Origin of the sequence: Rhodococcus sp. DMU1, assembly GCF_012272955.1 — a bacterium.
Taxonomy (GTDB): domain Bacteria; phylum Actinomycetota; class Actinomycetes; order Mycobacteriales; family Mycobacteriaceae; genus Rhodococcus; species Rhodococcus aetherivorans.
This window is the reverse complement of sequence record NZ_CP050952.1, coordinates 3132621-3150484: the sequence shown is the minus strand read 5'-3', so window position 1 is coordinate 3150484 and position 17864 is coordinate 3132621. Positions and strand designations below refer to the sequence as shown.

The following is a 17864-nucleotide window of genomic DNA, read 5'->3' as shown; positions in this document are numbered from 1 at the left end:
ACACCCCACGTCACCTCAACCGCGAGACAACCGCAGAAAAACACCCCAGACAAAAAGCTCAGCCCGGGAAGGTCTTCAGTTCCAGGATTGCCACTTCCGGAGGGGTGGCAATCCGTACCGGCGGACCCCAGGCGCCGGTACCGCGGGAGGTGTACACGAGAGTGTCGCCGAACCGGTCGAGTCCCGTCACCGTCGGCTGTTGCAGAGGCACGACGTATCCGAGCGGCCACATCTGTCCGCCGTGCGTGTGGCCGGACAATTGCAGGTCGACGCCGTGGTCGCGGGCCTCGAACACCTGCCGGGGCTGATGGGCGGCCAAGAGGACGAAGCGCTCGGGATCGCGGCCCTGCAACGCTGCGGTGAGATCCGCTTCGTTCGGGGCCGGTGCCGAGTAATCGTGAATGCCCGCGAGATCGATGACATCGCCGCCGCGCTCCAGGGCGACTCGTTCGTTGCGGAGGGTGCGTACGCCGAGGGTTTCCCAGAAATCGAGCCAGGACAGCGCGTCGTCGGCGTAGTACTCGTGGTTGCCGCTGACTCCGTAGACCCCGAGGGGAGCCCGCAGGTCGGCGAGGGGAGCGAGATCCTGCCCGACGAACGCGATCGTGCCGTCGGTGAGGTCCCCGCCGAGAACGATCAGGTCCGGCTGCTGCGCGTTGACGAGGTCCACCGCGCGACGGGTGAATTCGCGGCCGCGGGACGGGCCGACGTGCAGGTCGGTGACGAGGGCGACCCGCATCCCGTCGAATCCGGCCGGAAGCCGGCGCAACGGGATCCGGGTGTGCACGACCCGGGGCCGAGCGGCCTCGACCGTGCCGTAGCCGACCGCGGCGACCGCGGCGACGGTCAGCGTGCCCGTCGCGATCTGCAGGGCGCGCCGCCTGGAGGGATCCGGGGGGTGGGCGTCGCCGCGCCGGAAACGGCGTACCGCTCGCGCCGCGAGGCACACGATCCCGATCAGGAGCGTGCCGAGGACCAGGTACAGCACGACGCCGAGCCAGGTCCAGCCGAGGAATCCGAACGGGCGGGCCCAGCGCGGGTCGAGCGACGTGCCGCTCTGCGCGCCGATCAGAGCGACGACGAGGAGGACGCCGAGCGCGGTGTTCGCAGCGATTGCCGAGCGGCCGCGCAGGCCGGGGGCTCGGACGAGACGGCGGTGGAGCCAGAAGGTGACGAGGGCGAGGAACGTCCCCGCGACGAGAAGGCGGATCACGGTGTCAGGACATCAGCTTTCGGATGGCGGCGGCGAGATCGGGTCCGTCGGTCGTGGCGACGGGGACGAGCGCACCGCCGGTGCGGTCGGCGAGTGTTTGCAAGGTGTTGCGGTTCGTGTCGTCGCCGACCGCCACGACGTCGATCCGGACGGGTCGATCGGGGTCGCCGGCGGCGGCGACGAGGTCGAGGATGCGTTGGCGGGAGGTGTCGTCGTCGTTGGCGCTGTCCGTGATCAGGAGGACGGAGTTGGGCCTGCCGGGGGTGTGGTTGCGGACGGCGTCGACGTAGGCGGCGGCCAGGGACCGGTAGACGGCGGAACCGTCGGTGGTGTCGGCACCGGTCAGGGCGGCGGTCAGCGCGGTGCGCTGGTCCGCGGTGAGGGTGCCGCGCGCCACCGTGGCGCGGTACGGAGTCGTGCCGTCGAGGTCGCGGGCGAAGACCCACACGGCGAGTGTCGAGGCATCCGGCGAGCGGGAGACGTGCTGGTCCAGGGCGGTGGCGATGTGGGCGAGACGGGTGTCGTCACCCTCGACGGTTCCCATGGACGTGGACGTGTCGAGGAGGATCGTGGTAGCGCGGGGTGCGACGGGCGCGCGCCGGTGGTCGAGGAGGATGTCGGCTACGGCTGGGGCGGCGCGGTTCAGAGTCTGTTCGATGCGGGGGAAGGGAACCGCGTCGGTGCGGGGGACGGGCTGGCCGTCGACTCGGAAGCCGGCGTCGGCGAGGACGCGGGCCGCGTCGGGTTCGCGGAGGTGGCCGGCGAGTTCGGCGGCGGCGCGGGAGAGGGTCTCGTCGACCCACGGGGCGTCGACCACGGCGGCGGGGAAGTCGGCGGTGGGGGTGGGGCCGGCGGGAACGAATTCGACGAGGCCGGCGGCGCCACCCGAGGCGACCGCCGTGTGCAGTTGTTGCTCGGTGATCGGTACGGCGTGCACCGCCCCGTCGGCGCCGGGCCCGTCGGCGAGGGTGGTCAGGGCTGCGGCGGTGGTCGGTCCGGCGCCGTCTCCGAGGGCGTCGGCGCCGAGCGCGAGCGCACCGACGGCGGAGGTGGCTGCGGGGGAGGCGGCCTGTTCGGCGGTCAGGGGACCGGTTCCGGCGTCGGTGGCTGCGGCGGCGACGGCCTCGAGGGCGGGAGTGGTGGCGTCGGCGTCGGTGTCGGTGGGCAGGGCCAGGCGGAGGCCGGCCCAGCCGTCGAGGCCCAGGCCGGCGAGGGTGCTGCCGTCGGACTGGAGGGAGGGTAGCTGGCGCCATCCGGTGCCGGCGGTGCTGAGGGCGCGCTCGAGCTCGGCCGGGACGGCCAGCACGACCGGGGAGGTGGCGAGGGAGCGGGTCTGGCCGTCGAGGGCCTGTGCCGCGCGCGCGGTGGCGTCGCTGCTGAAAGGGACCCAGAGTGCGGGTGGGGGGCCGAGGGTGGGGTCCCAGCGGGGATCGGCGGTGAGGGCGGTCGTGGCCGGGGTGGTGGCGACGGGGGTGACGCGCACGTCGATGCAGTGGTCGCGGACGACGGGGCGGGTGTCGGTGACCCACCGGGCGGCGAGGGTGGTCAGTGTGGGGGCGACGGCGGGATCGGCGGCGACGTCGAGGAGCGCGTCGCCTTCGACGCAGGTCTGCGCGGCTTCGGTGGCCTGCTCGTCGATGCGTTCGCGCAGGCGGAACCTGCCGACGGTGGCGAGGACGAGTGCGAGTGCTACGGCGACGGCGATGATCGGGCCCTTGCTGACGCCTCTGGCGCGGCCCGTGCCGCGATGTCGACCCACGTGTTTCCTGCCTGTCGTCGTGCCTGCCCCGCCGTTCCCGGAGTCTAGTGATCGGTCGGTGAGACGCCACGGCCCCCGATCCGGTGGATCGGGGGCCGTGGGCCGTGGCTCAGGCTCGGCAGCCGTGGGCGGCCTTGAACTCGAGGCGGCGGCGGTGCAGGATCGGCTCGGTGTAGCCGCTGGGCTGCGTGGTGCCTTCGAGGATCAGTTCCTTGGCGGCCTGGAAGGCGATGCTGCCGTCGAAGTCGGGGGCCATCGGCAGGTAGGTGGAGTCGCCCGCGTTCTGCCGGTCGACGACGGGGGCCATGCGCTGCAGGGCGGCGACGACGTCGTCGGCGGTGACGATGCCGTGGTGGATCCAGTTGGCGAGCAGCTGGCTGGAGATGCGCAGGGTGGCGCGGTCCTCCATGAGCGCGACGTCGTGGATGTCGGGCACCTTGGAGCAGCCGACGCCCTGGGAGATCCAGCGCACGACGTAGCCGAGGATCGACTGGCAGTTGTTGTCGAGCTCCTCGCGCTTCTGCTCGTCGGTCCAGTCGGTGCTGGGGGCGAGGGGGATGGTGAGGATGTCGTCGACGGTGGCGCGGCGCTTGCCCTTCAGTTCGTCCTGCACGGCGAACACGTCGACCTGGTGGTAGTGGGTGGCGTGCAGGGTGGCGCCGGTGGGCGAGGGGACCCAGGCGGTGTTGGCGCCGGCCTTGGGCTGGCCGATCTTCTGTTCGAGCATGTCGGCCATGAGGTCGGTCATGGCCCACATGCCCTTGCCGATCTGGGCTTTGCCCTGCAGGCCGGTGGCCAGGCCGGTGTCGACGTTCCAGTCCTCGTAGGCGAGGATCCACTTCTGCTTCTTCATCTCGGCCTTGCGCACCATGGCGCCGGCCTCCATGGAGGTGTGGATCTCGTCGCCGGTGCGGTCGAGGAATCCGGTGTTGATGAACACGACGCGCTCGCTGGCCTCCTTGATGCAGGCCTTCAGGTTGACGGTGGTGCGGCGTTCCTCGTCCATGATGCCGACCTTGAGGGTGTTGGCCTGCAGGCCCAGCACCTCTTCGACCCGGCCGAAGAGTTCGGTGGTGAAGGCGACTTCCTCGGGGCCGTGCTGCTTGGGCTTGACGATGTAGATCGAGCCGGTGCGGCTGTTGGCGAGCGGCCCGGTGTCCTCGCCGACGGACAGGCCGTGCACGGCGGCGAGGCTGGTGATCAGCGCGTCGAGGATGCCCTCGGGGACCTCGTTGCCCTCGGAGTCGAGCACGGCGGGGTTGGTCATGAGGTGGCCGACGTTGCGGACGAACAGCAGGGACCGGCCGTGCAGGGTGAGGTCGGAGCCGTCGGGGGCGACGTAGACGCGGTCGGCGTTGAGGGCGCGGGTGAAGGACTTGCCGCCCTTGGAGATCTCCTCGGCGAGGTCGCCGCGGTTGAGGCCGAGCCAGTTGCGGTAGCCGATGACCTTGTCGTCGGCGTCGACGGCGGCGACGGAGTCCTCGAAGTCCATGATGGTGGTGATGGCCGATTCGAGGACGACGTCCTTGACACCGGCGGCATCGGTCTTGCCGATCGGGGATTCGGGGTCGATCTGGATCTCCACGTGCAGACCGTGGTTGCGCAGCAGCACGGACGTCGGGGCGTCCTTCTCGCCGAGGTAGCCGACGAACTTCTCGGGCTGGGCGAGTTTGGTGACGGTGCCGTCGCCGAGTTCGACCTTCAGCTCCTTCCCGTCGACGAAGTACCGGGTGGAGTCGGCGTGCGATCCGGTGGCGAGGGCGGCGGCGGTGTCGAGAAAGTTGCGGGCCCAGGCGATGACCTTGTCGCCGCGGACCTTGTTGTAGCCGGTGCCCTTCTCGGCGCCGCCTTCTTCGGAGATGGCGTCGGTGCCGTAGAGGGCGTCGTACAGCGAGCCCCAGCGGGCGTTGGAGGCATTGAGGGCGAAGCGGGCGTTGAGGACGGGCACCACGAGCTGCGGCCCGGCGGTGGTGGCGATCTCGGCGTCGACACCGCCGGTGGTGACCTGGAAGTCGGCGGGTTCGGGGACGAGGTAGCCGATGTCCTGGAGGAACGCCTTGTAGGCAGCGGCGTCGTGCGGCTGGCCCTTGCGGTCGCGGTGCCAGGTGTCGATCTGCGCCTGGAGGTCGTCGCGCACGGCGAGCAGGGCGCGGTTGCGGGGGGCGAGGTCGTGGATCACCTTGTCGGCGCCGGCCCAGAACTCGGCCGCGTCCACCCCGGTGCCGGGGATCGCCTCGTCGACGACGAAGTCGTAGAGCACCTTGGCGACCTGGAGTCCACCGACTTGCACGCGTTCAGTCATTACCTGCCTCACTCTTTCCGGGACCTGTGCGCTCGCGTCGGCGGTGCCGACGGGCAGCACGACGAACAGCACTCACGTTACCCGCCGGTAGTTTCGGGCAGGTCGGTTCGACCCGCCGCCGGGGCGGTACATCGATTCAGCAGCTCCTCTCCAGGGCCGCGGCGCGATGGTGAGCGCCGACCGCTCGCGGGCGTACTGTGCGCGCCCGGAAGCGGTCTCGATCGTGATCGGCGAGTAGCCGTAATCGCTCAGATCATACGGGGTGGCCCGCGAACCCGGCCCGCCCGGGCGGGCCGGGCGGCCGGGCGCTCACGCGGCCCGCCGGGCGTCGTCGAGCAGTCCGGTGAGGTTGGCGAGGGCGGGGCGGACGTGGGTGCCGAATCGCCTCGTCGCTTCCCGGACAAGGGGCCGGTCGGCGCGGTGCCGGAGCCCCCGGGACGTGTTGAGGCGGGAACGCTCGAGCCAGTCCGCCATGTCCGGTTCCTTCGACCACGCGTACTCGGCGCTCGTCTCGACGAGCGTTCCGCGGATCCAGTCGAGGGGGACGTCCGGTAGCCGGTTCGGTGGGCAGAGCCGGTTCTTCTCGGCCAGGTCCCGGCCGGTGGCCTCCACGAATCCGACGAGGGCGGCGTTGAACGGGATGAGCCCGGTCCGGATCGGTTGCAGCGTGATACGGCCCTCCTCGAAGATCGGGACGGCCGGGGCCGGGTTCAGGCCCGGGGCGGCACAGTGCACGTGCAGGTGGTCGGGCCCGGTACCGATCGTTCCGTGGTCGAGCACGATCTCGTCGCGTGCGATGCGCCGGACGTGCCCGAGGCGGACGACGTCGTCGATGCGCCGGAGCTGGGCGAGTTCGGCGGTGCTCGCCGTCGGGCCCTTGTACATGGTGGGGGTGACTCGCTCGTCGACGCGCAGCAGCTGTTCGCTCGCCTCGAGCCGGGCGAACAGGTCGTCCGTGCTCGTCGCCTGCGCTGCGGCTTCCATCTGCCGGGCGAGTCCGTCGATCAGGTTGCCGACCAGTTCGCCGCCCTGCGCGAACCAGCGGTTGCGCAGCCAGGCCTCGCGCGGTTTGATCCAGCGGACGGCGTCCGGTGGCACCCCCATCTGCAGCAGCCACAGGCATGCGTCCATCGCTGTCTTGCCGGCGCCGATGACGACGTACCGCTCGGCAGGCTCGGCGACCCGCGCGAGCGCGTTCACGGGGACACAGCGGACGGCGGGGGCGACGTCGAACGGCGGGGCGAACGTGGCCGGGACCGCCGGCTCGAGGTAGGTGGCGTCGACGAGCGCCTTCCGGACCGTCACCTCGTACCGGTCGGCGGCGACCCGGGAGACGAAGCGGTGGCCGCCGACGTACTCGCTCATCGGGAAGTACCGCACGGATCCCGATGCCAGGAGACGCCGGCGCATGACGCGGTCGTAGTACGCGCAGATCTCGGGGGCGCCCGCCTGCTCGTACATGCCCCGGTTCGGGCCGACGTCGTCGATGGTGTCCGTACCGAGCGGCAGTGAGTTGACGCCGTAGTACGCGGACGGCTGGTGCAGCCGGACGAACGGGTAGGCCTCCTGCCAGTGTCCGCCGGGTGCGTGCCGCCGGTCCACCATGACGACGTCCGCGTCGGAGTCGGTGATCAATGCGTCCGCGAACGCCATGCCGGCCGCGCCGCAGCCGATCACCAGATAGTCCGTTTCCAGCCTGTGGGTGGGCATGTCCCGTTCCTCTCCGCGCAGGTGCGGTTCCGGGCTACCGGTCGGGTGCGGCGGGCCGGATGTTCTGGTTGATGTGGAAGACGTTGTCCGGGTCGTAGCGCCGCTTGATCCGGGTGAGCCGGTCGTAGTTCCCGCGGTAGGCGGCTTCGACCCGGTCCTGTCCCTCGCTCATCAGGAAGTTGACGTAGGCGCCGCCGGCGGAGGTCGGGTGCAGTTCCTCCCAGTAGTCGCGGGCCCACCGGGTGATGAGGCCGGCGTTGGCGGGGTCGGGGTCGACGCCGACGATGACTCCCGCCCATCCGCCGCCCCGGTACGCGAAGGGGGTCGCGTCCTCGGGGACGCGGCTGGTGGCGCCGTCGATGGGATAGAGGTGCATGGTGGAGTGACCGGTCGGCAACTGCTGCCCGTACCGGCAGTGCACGTCGATCGCGGCGTCGGTGATCTCGTCGAAGAAGTCCGCCCGCCAGTACCACTGCAGGCCGGGCGGGTAGAGGGCGTCGAATGCGCTCTGCAGCACGGTGAACGGCATGTCGTGCAGGCCGACCAGCAGCGGCGAGCCGTAGGTCCGGATGGGCTCGAGCACCTCGTCGGCCTTGGCGTGCGGTCCGGTGTAGCACCAGACGATGCCGCAGCACCTGCGGCCCCAGAGGTCCTCGGGGAACGGGGCGGCGGGTGGGACGGTGAGCAGCGCGATCCAGCCGCTGAGTTCCTCCGGGAGCGCCGGCAGCAGTTCCCGGTACCAGCGCATGACGTCGGCGGCGTCGGCGAGGTCGTAGAGCACCGGGCCGCCGACGATCATGCCGGCTTCGCCGATGTCGTGGCAGCGGAAGGTGAAGGAGGTGACGACGCCGAAGTTCCCGCCGCCGCCGCGCAGCGCCCAGAACAGGTCGCTGTGCGAGCTCTCGTCGGCCGTCACGAGCGTGCCGTCGGCGAGCACCACGTCGGCGGAGAGAAGGTTGTCGACGGTCAGCCCGAAGCGCCGGGAGAGATAGCCGATGCCGCCACCGAGGGTCAGCCCGCCCACACCCGTGGACGAGAGGAAGCCGGACGGGGTGGCCATGCCGAAGGCGACCGTGGCGTGGTCGACGTCGCCCCAGGTGCATCCGCCGTCGACGCGGACGGTGTGGTGTGCCGGATCGACCGTGGTACTGCGCATGAGGGACAGGTCGACGACGAGCGCGTCGTCCCACACGCCGAGGCCGCCGGCGTTGTGCCCGCCGCCGCGCACGGCCAGGGTGAGGGCGTGGGCGCGGCCGAAGCGGACGCAGGAAACGACGTCGGCGGCGTCCCGGCAGCGTGCGATCGCCGCGGGGTGTTTGTCGATCATGCCGTTGTAGACGGCACGCGCCGTGTCGTAGCGGGTGTCGCCGGGGGTGATCAGGTCGCCGCGCAGGGCCGCGGCCAGGTCGTCGTACGGCACGGCGCCGGCCGACCGGGTCGAGATGGTGGTCACGGGAGTCCCTTTCGGGTCGGTCGCTCGCCGTTGCGGGCGTTGTACCGTCGACCCTAGGAAGAAGGCGTTCGCGCAGCGTTCGAGTGCGCGCAGCCGGTCACGGGGCCGGGGGAACGCCCGGGAGCGGCAGGTGAACGCCGCGTTCGGCGAGGTCCCGCGCGCAGCGCCGGAGCAGGGCGGCACTGCCGTGGGCGGCCGCGGTCCGGGCGGCGGCGCGCAGCCGCGCGATCGCGGCGTCGTGGTCGTCGTGCGCCGCGCGCATCCGCATCACCTCGGGCAGCCACCACAGGTCGTCGCGGGCCTGTCCGGCGACGAGGGCGGCATCGAGCGCGGCGCGGGCGGCGCCGGGATCTCCTTCCCGCACCGACAGGTCGGCGAGCAGCGAGAGCCAGTACGGCATCCGGGCGAACGAACCGGCCGCTCGGAGTGTGTCGATGCCGCGCCGCGCCTGCGTGAGGCCGGCCTCGCCGCCGCGGGACCAACCGCCGAGAATCAGCGCCCACTCGCTGTAGTAGGCGAATCCGTACCGGACGCACAGGTCGGTCAGTTCCGCGACGGCGACGTCGAGGGCGGCGGGGTCTGCCCGCAGGTGGTGGGTGATGCCGCTGTAGGCCAGGGCGACGGCCAGGCTGTACGGATGATCGATCGTCCGGGCCAGCCGGACGGCCTCGTTGCAGCAGGTCAGTGCGGCGTCGTTGTGGCCGAGCAGCCAGTGGGCGTGTGCCGCCCAGGCGCTGCCGTGCACGTCGGGCCGGGTGCCGACGGTCAACGAGGGAGCGCCCCGGGTCAGTGCGGCCGCGCGGTCGAAGTGGTGGAGCGCCTCCTCGGGGCGGCCGAGCTCGACCGCCGAACCGGCGAATGCGAAGTGGGCCGATCCGCTCAGCGGGGAGCCGGGGTCGACGAGGGTCAGGGCGCGGGTCGCCACCTCGTGGGCGCCGGCAATGTTTCCCTGCACGAACCGCGACGACCAGAGCCCGACGAGGCCGGCCAGGAGGGAGTCCTTGCGGCCGAGGGATGCGGCCAGCCGGATCGAGCGCTCGAGGGTCTGTTGCAGTTCGGGGGAGGAGTAGCCGTATCTGGCGTTGAGCGGCGCCGCCATCGCTTCGCGGACGGCGAGTTCCTGTACGGCGGCGCTGCGCCCCTCGAATTGGGTGCGGGCGATGACGAGCGCCTTCTTGTGCAGTCGGATCGCCTCGGTGTGGGCGAAGGTGCTCGAGGCGACATCGGCCGCGCGACGGTAGTAGGCCACTGCCCGGTCCGGTCGTCCCCCGCGGGCGTACTGCTCGGCGAGTTGCGCCGAGACGCTGTCGCTGTCGTCGGCGTGCAGCAATTCGAGGCTCTGCGCGAGACGGCGGTGCAGCAGCCAGCGCTGGGGCGGGCTGATCCGGGCGTAGGCGGCGTCGCGGAGCAGGTCGTGGGAGAAGTCGTAGCCGTCGCGGAACTGTCGCAGGATTCTGCGTTGCCACAGCTCGTCGACGGCGCGCACCACGGCGTCGGCGTCGAGGTCGCTGGCCTCGGTGAGCAGGTCGAGGGTGAAGTTGCGGCCTACCGCCGCGGCGAGTCCGGCGACGTCCCGTGCGGCGGGGCTCACCTGCTCGATCCGGTCGTGCAGCACGTCGGCCAGGCTGCCGGCGGGGGCGAGGTCCGGTCCGCTGTGCATCGCTTCGATGATGTAGAGCGGGAAGCCTCCGGTGGTCGCGTGCAGCAGTTCGGCGTCCTGCAGGTCGAGCGGGCACCCGCCGAGCGCCTCGGCCAGGCGGGCGGTGCCGGAGACCCCCAGGGGCTGCAGTGGCAGCTCGGTGAGCAGACCGGCGGTCCGCATCCGGACGGCCCATTGCTCGAGGTCCCGGCTCTCGTCGGTGTCGTCGGTGCGGGCTGTCGCGGCCACCATCAGGGGCGCGTCGGGGGTCAGGGACAGGCAGAACGTCAGGAACGTCAGCGTCTCCGGGTCGCACCACTGGATGCTGTCGAGGGTCAGCAGGACCGGGCGGCCGCCGCCGATCAGGGCCCGCGCCAGGCCTTCGAAGAACCGGAGGCGCTGCCAGGCGTCGACCATCGCCCGGAGGCCGGCGCCGGGTTCCGGGCGGGTGGTGCCGGACGGTACGAGCCTGTCGACCTCGGCGCGCCAGAGCGGGTCGAGCGCGGCGAGCGTGGGCTGGACCGCGGGGGTGCGGAGCCAGTCCGCGACCGGGGCGAGGGCGAGCCGTCCGGACGTTCCGAAGCACTGGGTGCTCGCCACCACTGCGGGTTGTGCGCGGGCCGTGTCGGCGATCTCGGCGACCAGGCGGGTCTTGCCGACGCCGGCGCCGCCGGTGACGAGGACGAGGGTGGGGCGGCCGGCGGCCGCCGTGCGCCACGCCTCGTGCAGCCGACGGAGTTCGCGTGAGCGTCCGACGAGTGCCGGGGCGGCGAGTCCGGGCCGCCGGGCCGCCGGCTCGGCGGTCGGGCGGGCGGCCGCGGTGGGGGCCGCGTGGGCGAGCAGGCGGTCGGCGAGTGTGCGCGTCGCCGGGTCCGGTGCCACCCCGAGTTCACGTTCGAGGAGGGCGGCGCAGCGGTGATAGGTGCTCACCGCGGCGGCGCGGTCGCCGTGCTCGGCCTGCAGGTGCATCAGGGTGCGGTATCCGCCCTCTTCCAGGGGCCGCAGGTGGATCCGGCGGCGGGCGGCGTCGATCGCCCCGGGGAGGTCGCCGGTGCGGACCCGGAGCCGGCACAGCAGATCGCACAGGTCGACGCAGTGCCGTTCGAGATCCGAACGGGCCTCGAGGATCCAGTCGTCGTACATGCCGGGCAGCAGGGAGCCGCGGTATTCGGCGAGCGCCGTGGTGGCGTGCCGCAGCGCCGCCTCGTCGTCGCCGCTCGTCGCGGCCGCCAGGGCGGCGTGGTACTCGACGGTGAAGGTCCGTAGGTCCACCCGGCTGGTCTCGGTGTCGCGCCAGCACAGATCCCGGGAGGTCACTCCGACGGCCGGGTCGTCGTCGAGGGCGCGGCGCAGGTGGTGCAGTTCGCGGCGCAGGTTGGTCAGGGCCTGGGCGGTCGTCGAGTCGGGCCAGAACAGGGGGGCGATGAGCTGGCGGGGCTGTGGAACTCCGGCGTGGAGGGCGAGGTAGGCGACCAGGGTCGTGCCGCGGGGGGACCGCGTCACGACGGCGCCGGTCGTGTCGTCGGTGATCGACTGCTCACCCAGGACGGAGACGTACAGCATCGGGTCGTGGCCTCTCCAGACTTCAGCGTAGACCCGGCGGGGAGGGATATCGATCGTCGCGGGTGCCGAGTCGCGCGCCGGGGACGTCCCGGGGAGAGGGCAGGCGGCGGTGTCCGCTCAGCGGCGGCCGGCGTGCTCCCGGTCGGCGTCGAGCAGCCGGTGGCACCGGTCGAGCAGCGCCGCGCGCAGCGCGGTGGACCGCTCGGCCAGGACCGTCTGCTCGCGGACGTACTCCGCTCGTCCGCGGGGTGTTTCGATCGGTACCGGGGGGTAGCCGTACTCGCTCAGGTCGTACGGGCTGGCCCGCATGTCGAGTTCCCGGGCGGCGTAGGCCAGCTCGAAGCAGTCGACCGTCAGGTCCGTGTCGAGCAGCGGGGTGAGCTTGTAGCAGTATTTGTACAGGTCCATGGCGGCGTGCAGGCAGCCCGGTTGTTCCCGCCGTACCTGGTCGTCGCGGGTGAGCGGTTCGATGTTGAGGGGGCCGGCGTCCGGGGTGAAGAACCGGTACGCGTCGTAATGCGTGCAGCGCAGCTGCAACGACTCGACGACGGCGTCGGTGCCGGTGTGGCCGAGGCGCAGGGGTACGGCGCTGTGGCGGACGTCTTCGGGCCGAGTGCGGTAGAGCATCGCCCATTCGTGGAGACCGAAGCAGCCGAAGTGCGCGGGCCGGGATGCGGTGGCCTCGAGCAGGCCGGCGACGTATCGGACGGTCTCGCGCCGCCGGGCCAGGTGGGTGGGGGCGACCGTGACCCCGGTGCCGGTGGTCCGGTAGCCCCGCAGGGTGGCGTACTCCGCCGACGCGGAGCCGGTGAGGGTGGATCCGAAGCCGGGGTGCCAGCGCATGAGCTGGGACGGCGTGAAGCTGTAGTAGGTGAACAGGAAGTCGATCACCGGGTGGGTGGCGCCGCGCGCTCGCCGGTCGAGGTAGGGGCCGAGCAGCGCCGTCAGCCGGTGGCGGTGCCGCTCCCGGCGCGGCAGCCACTGCTCGGGTGCCAGGACCGCACTCATGGTTCCCGCCCGTAACGACTGCATCGGTGCTGCAATGATTCCATCGCGGTGCCGTGCCGGCGGGGGCGCCGCCGGCCGGCGGGCGCCGGGGTGGTCGGGGCGGGGTTCACGTCCGGGGTCCCGGTCCCGGGTCGGCGATCCGGTGGGTGGTGTCGCGCACGGTGCCGACGAATTGTTCGACGAGGTCCTCGAGCGCGACGATGCCGATGACCCTGCCGTGCTCGTCGACGACTCCGCCGAGGTGGGAACTGGTGCGCCGCAGCAGCGACAGGGCGTCGTCGAGGGGGGCGTCGACCGGCACCGGCGGCAACGGCCGGATCTCCGCGGTCGCGATGATCGTGTCCGGTCCCGCGGACTCGTCGCGGACGAGGTCGAGCACGTCCTTCAGGTGCAGATAGCCGGCCAGTTCCCCGGCCGGGGTCTCCGCCGGGTACCGGGAGTAGCCGGTCTCGATGACGGCCCGCTCGACGGCCCCGAGGGTGGTGCCGGCCGGGCCGAGCGGAACGGTGCGGACCCCGGACAGGGGGATCGTCACGTCGGCGACGGTTCGTCCGCTCGTCGCGAGTGCCTTGGTCAGGCGCCGGTGTTCCTCCTCGTCCAGCAGCCCCTCGGAGCGGGACTCACCGATCATCTCGGACAGTTCGATCTCGGTGACGGTGACGTCGAGTTCGTCCTTCGGTTCCACCCGCAGCAACCGCAGGCTGACGTTGGCGCACAGGTTGTAGAAGGCGATCAGCGGCCGGGCCACCTTCATGAACAGCAGGTGTGCCGGCACGAGCAGCATCGCCGACCGCTCCGGTCCGGCGATGGCGATGTTCTTCGGGACCATCTCGCCGAGCAGGATGTGCAGCACCACCACGATCGCGAGGGCGAGCGCGAAGCCGATCGGGTGCAGCAGGGAGTCCGGGACGCCGAGCGCATGCATGGGTTGTTCGATCAGGTGGGCGATCGCCGGTTCGCCGACGCGGCCGAGCAGGATCGAGCAGATGGTGATGCCGAGCTGGGACCCGGCGAGCATCAGCGACAGGTGCTCGCCCGCGTCGATGACGGTCCGTGCCCTCTTCTTGCCCTGCCCGACGAGGGTTTCGAGCCGGTCGCGGCGGGCGGTGATGAGGGCGAACTCGGCGCCGACGAAGAAGGCGTTGCCGGCGAGCAGCAGGACGGTGAGCAGCACCGCGAGCCAGTCGTTCATCGCCGGTCCCCCCTCTCGTCGTCCGGTGCGTGGTCGTCCTCGCCGGCGGGCTCGTCGACGGGGACGAGCAGGACCCGGTCGATGCGGTGCCCGTCCATCTCGAGGACGTGGGCACGCCACCGGTGATGGGCGTCGCCGGGCCGGTGCGGCAGCAGCACCTCGTCGCCGGATGCGGGGATCTCCCCGAGCTCGGTGAGGATCAGGCCGCCGAGGGTCTCGTACTCGCCGTCCGGGGCGAGGTATCCCGTCAGGTGGGCCACCTCGTCGATGCGGAGCAGCCCGGAGCAGGACCAGCCCTGCTCGACGCGCTGCGCCTCGGGCTCGGGTTCGTCGTGCTCGTCGCGAACGTCGCCGACGATCTCCTCGATCAGGTCCTCCATGGTGACGATGCCGGCGGTACCGCCGTACTCGTCGACGACGAGCGCGACCTGCATGCCGTCGGAGCGGACCCGTTCCATGACCGCGTCACCGTCGAGGGTGGACGGCACGACGGGCACCTGCCGGGCGAGGGTGCGCAGCTGGGTGTGGGCGCGGCGCCGGGCGGGCACGGTGAACGCGTGCTTGACGTGCACGACGCCGACGGTGGCGTCGAGATCGCCGTCGACGACGGGGAAGCGGGAGTAGCCGGTGCGTGACGAGGCGTCGATGAGGTCGAGGACGGTGTCGTGGACGTCGAGTGACTCGATGGTCACGCGGGGGGTCATGAGGTCCTCGGCGGTGCGTTCCCCGAAGCGCAGCGAGCGCCCGACCAGCAGCGCCGTGTTCTCGTCGAGGGCGCCGCGTTCCGCCGAGGCCCGGACCAGGGAACCGAGTTCCTCCGGGGAGCGCGCCGAGCGCAGTTCCTCGGCCGGTTCGATGCCCAATCGCCGCACGATCCGGTTGGCGGCGCCGTTGAGCCCGACGATGGCCCACTTGAAGACCAGCGAGAAGCCGGCCTGCAGGCCCGCGGTGGCGCGGGCGGTGGCCAGGGGCCGCGCGATGGCGAGGTTCTTCGGCACGAGCTCACCGAAGATCATCGAGAACGACGTGGCGATGATCAGCGCCAGGGCCAGGGAGATGCCGGAGGCCACGCCGGCGCCGAGCCCGGCCGCGCGCAGCAGCGGGTCGAGAAACCGGGCGAGGACCGGTTCGGCGAGGTAGCCGGTGATCAGGGTGGTGATGGTGATGCCGAGCTGGGCGCCGGAGAGCTGGAAGGACAGGGTGCGGTGGGCGTGCTGCACCTGTCGCGCGCGCAGGTCGCCGTCGCGGGCGTGGGCGTGGGCGTCGACGGTGCTGCGTTCGAGGGCGGTCAGGGAGAATTCGGCCGCCACGAACACGGCGGTGCCCGCGGTGAGGGCGATGAAGCCGACCAGGCTGAGAATGGACAGGAAGACGGACATCAGCACCGTCCCGGTGCCGACCGGGAGCTCCGCTCCGGTGCCGACCGGGAGCTCCGCTCCGGTGCCGAATGGAAGCTGCGCTCCGGTGTCGAGTAGGTCCCGCCGGGTTTGTCACCCGGCTCGCTAGGGGAGCCCTCCGAACCGGCGGAGTCGGACTCCGCGTCGGCCGCGGTGGCCAGGGGTCCTGTCGAAGTGGTGGTGGGTGCCGCGGGCACCGGGTTCCTCTCGTCGGGCCCGATCATCGAAAAGGGGCGGGCGTTTCACGGTGAGGCCTCATTCTACGGGCCGTGTCCGGCTCCGCAGCGGCGGCGCGGTCACCAACCGGTGGGCAGGGGCCGTCCCTCGGCGAAGCCGGCCGCCGACTGGACCCCGAGCACGGCCCGCTCGTGCAGGTCCTCGAGGGTGCGGGCGCCGGCGTAGGTGCAGGTGCTGCGCACCCCGGAGCAGATGTGGTCGATCAGGTCCTCCACGCCCGGCCGTTGCGGGTCGATGCGGATCCGGGAGGTGGAGATGCCCTCCTCGAACAGGGCCTTGCGGGCGCGGTCGAAGGCGGAGTCGTCGACGGTGCGGGCGGCCACCGCGCGCTTGGAGGCCATGCCGAAGCTCTCCTTGTAGGGGTGTCCGGTCTCGTCGTAGCGCAGCTCGCCGGGGGATTCGTAGGTGCCGGCGAACCAGGACCCGATCATGACGTTGGCGGCGCCGGCGGCGACGGCGAGCGCGACGTCGCGGGGGTGACGCACGCCGCCGTCGGCCCACACGTGCGCGCCGAGGTCGCGGGCGGTGTGGGCGCATTCGGCGACGGCGGAGAACTGGGGGCGCCCGACGCCGGTCATCATGCGGGTGGTGCACATGGCGCCGGGGCCGACGCCGACCTTGACGATGTCCGCGCCGGCGTCGAGCAGTTCGCGGGTGCCGGCGGCGGAGACGACGTTGCCGGCGACGAGCGGGACGGGCAGATCGAGCGCCTTGATCCGCTTCAGGGCGTCGAGCATCTTCTCCTGGTGCCCGTGCGCGGTGTCGAGGACGAGCAGGTCGACGCCGGCGTCGACCAGTCCGGCGGCCTTGGCGGCGACGTCGCCGTTGACGCCGACGGCGGCACCGATGCGCAGGGCGCCGTCGGCGTCGACGGCCGGGCTGTAGATGCCGGCGCGGATGGCGCCGGTGCGGGTCAGGACCCCGGCGAGGGTGCCGTCGTCGTGGGTGAGGACAACCAACGGGTCGTGCTTGGCCTCGAGCAGCGCGAACGCCTCCCGCGGGGACGAGCCGACGGGGGCGGTGGCGAAGTCGCGGATGGCGACCGACCGCAGCCGCGCGAACCGGTCCACCTCGCGGCAGGACGCCTCGGTGACGACGCCGACGGGGCGGCGGTTCTCGTCGACCACCACGACGGCGCGGTGGGCGCGTTTGGGCAGCAGGGCGAGGGCGTCGGAGACGGAGTCCTCGGGGCCGAGGGTGACGGGGGTGTCGGCGACGAGGTGGCGGCTCTTGACGAACGCGACGGTCTCGGCGGCGGTGCCGGCCGGCAGGTCCTGGGGGAGCACGACGAGCCCGCCGCGGCGGGCGACGGTCTCGGCCATGCGGCGGCCGGACACGGCGGTCATGTTGGCGACCACGATGGGGATGGTGGTGCCGGAGCCGTCGACCGTGGACAGGTCCACGTCGAACCGGGATGCGACGGCGGATCGGTCCGGGACGAGGAACACGTCGTCGTACGTCAGGTCGTACGGGGGCTGGTGACCGTCGAGGAAGCGCACCCGGCGAATGTTACGCGCCGGCGCCGGCGGGTGCGGTGAGCCGGGCCTGGCTGCGTGAGAGCGCCACCGTGGCGATCAGCATCACGCCGACCGAGGCGACGACGAGGGCGAGTCCCGGGCCGTCCACCCGGAGCCGTTCGTCGAGGACGGTCATGCCGAGGAAGACGGCGGCGAGGGGCTCGCCGATGGTGACGGCCGGCAGGGATGCGGCGAGCGGGCCGGCTTGGAAGGCGCGTTGCTGCAGGTAGACGCCGAGGAGGCCGGCGGTGACCAGGGCCCAGGTCTGCCAGGCGCCGACCACGGGCCGCAGCCCGTGCTCGAACAGGTCGGTGACGTACTTGGTGAACGCCACCGCCACCCCGTAGAGCAGGCCGCTGGCCGCGCCGAGGGCCAGCGCCCGGGTGCCGCGGTCGCGGCCGAACAGCCCGATCGCGGTGGCGGCGAGCACGACGGCGCACACCACGCCGAGCGGGAGCACCCACTCGTGCCCGGGGGCGTCGATCTCCCCGGCGGTGGGGTCGCCGACGACGAGGAACACGACGAGAGCCGCGCACAGTGCCGCCGCGGTCAGCCAGGTGGGACGGGTGATGCGAGACCCGGAGAACGCCGCGGACAGGGGGAGGGCGAACAGCAGCGACGACACCAGCAGCGGCTGGACCACCAGGACCGGCCCGAGGGCGAGCGCGGCGACCTGCAGCAGGTAGCCGCCGCCGTCACCGAGTACCCCGGCCCACCAGCGGGGGCTGCGGATCAGGGCGGCGACGAGGGACTCGCCGGCGGGGACGGCTTCGGCGGAGCGCTGCTGGGCGACGCTGGCCGCCGCGAACAGGATCGCGGCGGCCAGCGCGCACACGACGGACGCCGTGACGGTGCCGCTCATGGGCACAAACTA

The 17864-nt window shown here is 72.2% G+C and carries 11 protein-coding genes and 1 pseudogene; all 12 read right to left on the bottom strand.

Annotated elements, in window-relative coordinates:
* Nucleotides 1-58: 58 nt before the first annotated feature.
* On the bottom strand, nucleotides 59-1213 hold the full coding sequence (locus HFP48_RS14590; RefSeq protein WP_168579690.1) for a metallophosphoesterase: 1155 nt from the start codon (nucleotides 1211-1213) through the stop codon (nucleotides 59-61).
* Between the two features lie 4 nt (nucleotides 1214-1217).
* Complete coding sequence (locus HFP48_RS32095) at nucleotides 1218-2972, bottom strand: VWA domain-containing protein (protein WP_210432757.1); 1755 nt, start codon at nucleotides 2970-2972, stop codon at nucleotides 1218-1220.
* 109 nt (nucleotides 2973-3081) lie between these two features.
* The gene (locus HFP48_RS14580; protein ID WP_168579689.1) at nucleotides 3082-5274 is read right to left on the bottom strand and encodes a malate synthase G; all 2193 of its coding nucleotides are present in this window, start codon (nucleotides 5272-5274) and stop codon (nucleotides 3082-3084) included.
* Between the two features lie 77 nt (nucleotides 5275-5351).
* Nucleotides 5352-5544, bottom strand: a pseudogene (locus tag HFP48_RS31595) (3-methyladenine DNA glycosylase); the annotation flags it as partial.
* Between the two features lie 39 nt (nucleotides 5545-5583).
* Entirely contained in the window at nucleotides 5584-6984 is a 1401-nt protein-coding gene (locus tag HFP48_RS14570) for an NAD(P)-binding protein (protein ID WP_050035284.1), read from the bottom strand.
* A gap of 34 nt (nucleotides 6985-7018) precedes the next feature.
* Entirely contained in the window at nucleotides 7019-8437 is a 1419-nt protein-coding gene (locus tag HFP48_RS14565; protein WP_168579688.1) for an FAD-binding oxidoreductase, read from the bottom strand.
* A gap of 97 nt (nucleotides 8438-8534) precedes the next feature.
* Complete coding sequence (locus HFP48_RS14560; RefSeq protein WP_168579687.1) at nucleotides 8535-11639, bottom strand: AAA family ATPase; 3105 nt, start codon at nucleotides 11637-11639, stop codon at nucleotides 8535-8537.
* Nucleotides 11640-11756: 117 nt separating this feature from the next.
* On the bottom strand, nucleotides 11757-12647 hold the full coding sequence (locus tag HFP48_RS14555) for a 3-methyladenine DNA glycosylase (protein WP_168579686.1): 891 nt from the start codon (nucleotides 12645-12647) through the stop codon (nucleotides 11757-11759).
* A 106-nt stretch (nucleotides 12648-12753) separates the two neighbouring features.
* Complete coding sequence (locus tag HFP48_RS14550) at nucleotides 12754-13839, bottom strand: hemolysin family protein (protein WP_029543826.1); 1086 nt, start codon at nucleotides 13837-13839, stop codon at nucleotides 12754-12756.
* Nucleotides 13836-15218 (bottom strand): hemolysin family protein, encoded by a 1383-nt coding sequence (locus tag HFP48_RS14545; RefSeq protein ID WP_168579685.1) that lies wholly within the window; start codon nucleotides 15216-15218, stop codon nucleotides 13836-13838. Before HFP48_RS14545 ends, HFP48_RS14550 begins: the two co-directional genes overlap by 4 nt.
* A gap of 314 nt (nucleotides 15219-15532) precedes the next feature.
* Nucleotides 15533-16972 (bottom strand): GuaB1 family IMP dehydrogenase-related protein, encoded by a 1440-nt coding sequence (locus tag HFP48_RS14540; RefSeq protein ID WP_168579684.1) that lies wholly within the window; start codon nucleotides 16970-16972, stop codon nucleotides 15533-15535.
* 10 nt (nucleotides 16973-16982) lie between these two features.
* Nucleotides 16983-17852 carry a DMT family transporter gene (locus HFP48_RS14535; protein WP_029543820.1) on the bottom strand — a complete coding sequence of 290 codons (870 nt, stop codon included), beginning with the start codon at nucleotides 17850-17852 and terminating at the stop codon, nucleotides 16983-16985.
* Nucleotides 17853-17864: the final 12 nt, after the last annotated feature.

What these genes read in the sequence shown, in the direction of transcription:
- HFP48_RS14580 (WP_168579689.1), bottom strand. Translation starts at nt 5,274, where the DNA reads ATGACTGAACGCGTGCAAGTCGGTGGACTCCAGGTCGCCAAGGTGCTC.
- HFP48_RS14570 (WP_050035284.1), bottom strand. Translation starts at nt 6,984, where the DNA reads ATGCCCACCCACAGGCTGGAAACGGACTATCTGGTGATCGGCTGCGGC.
- HFP48_RS14560 (WP_168579687.1), bottom strand. Translation starts at nt 11,639, where the DNA reads ATGCTGTACGTCTCCGTCCTGGGTGAGCAGTCGATCACCGACGACACG.
- HFP48_RS14555 (WP_168579686.1), bottom strand. Translation starts at nt 12,647, where the DNA reads ATGAGTGCGGTCCTGGCACCCGAGCAGTGGCTGCCGCGCCGGGAGCGG.
- HFP48_RS14550 (WP_029543826.1), bottom strand. Translation starts at nt 13,839, where the DNA reads ATGAACGACTGGCTCGCGGTGCTGCTCACCGTCCTGCTGCTCGCCGGC.
- HFP48_RS14545 (WP_168579685.1), bottom strand. Translation starts at nt 15,218, where the DNA reads ATGTCCGTCTTCCTGTCCATTCTCAGCCTGGTCGGCTTCATCGCCCTC.
- HFP48_RS14535 (WP_029543820.1), bottom strand. Translation starts at nt 17,852, where the DNA reads ATGAGCGGCACCGTCACGGCGTCCGTCGTGTGCGCGCTGGCCGCCGCG.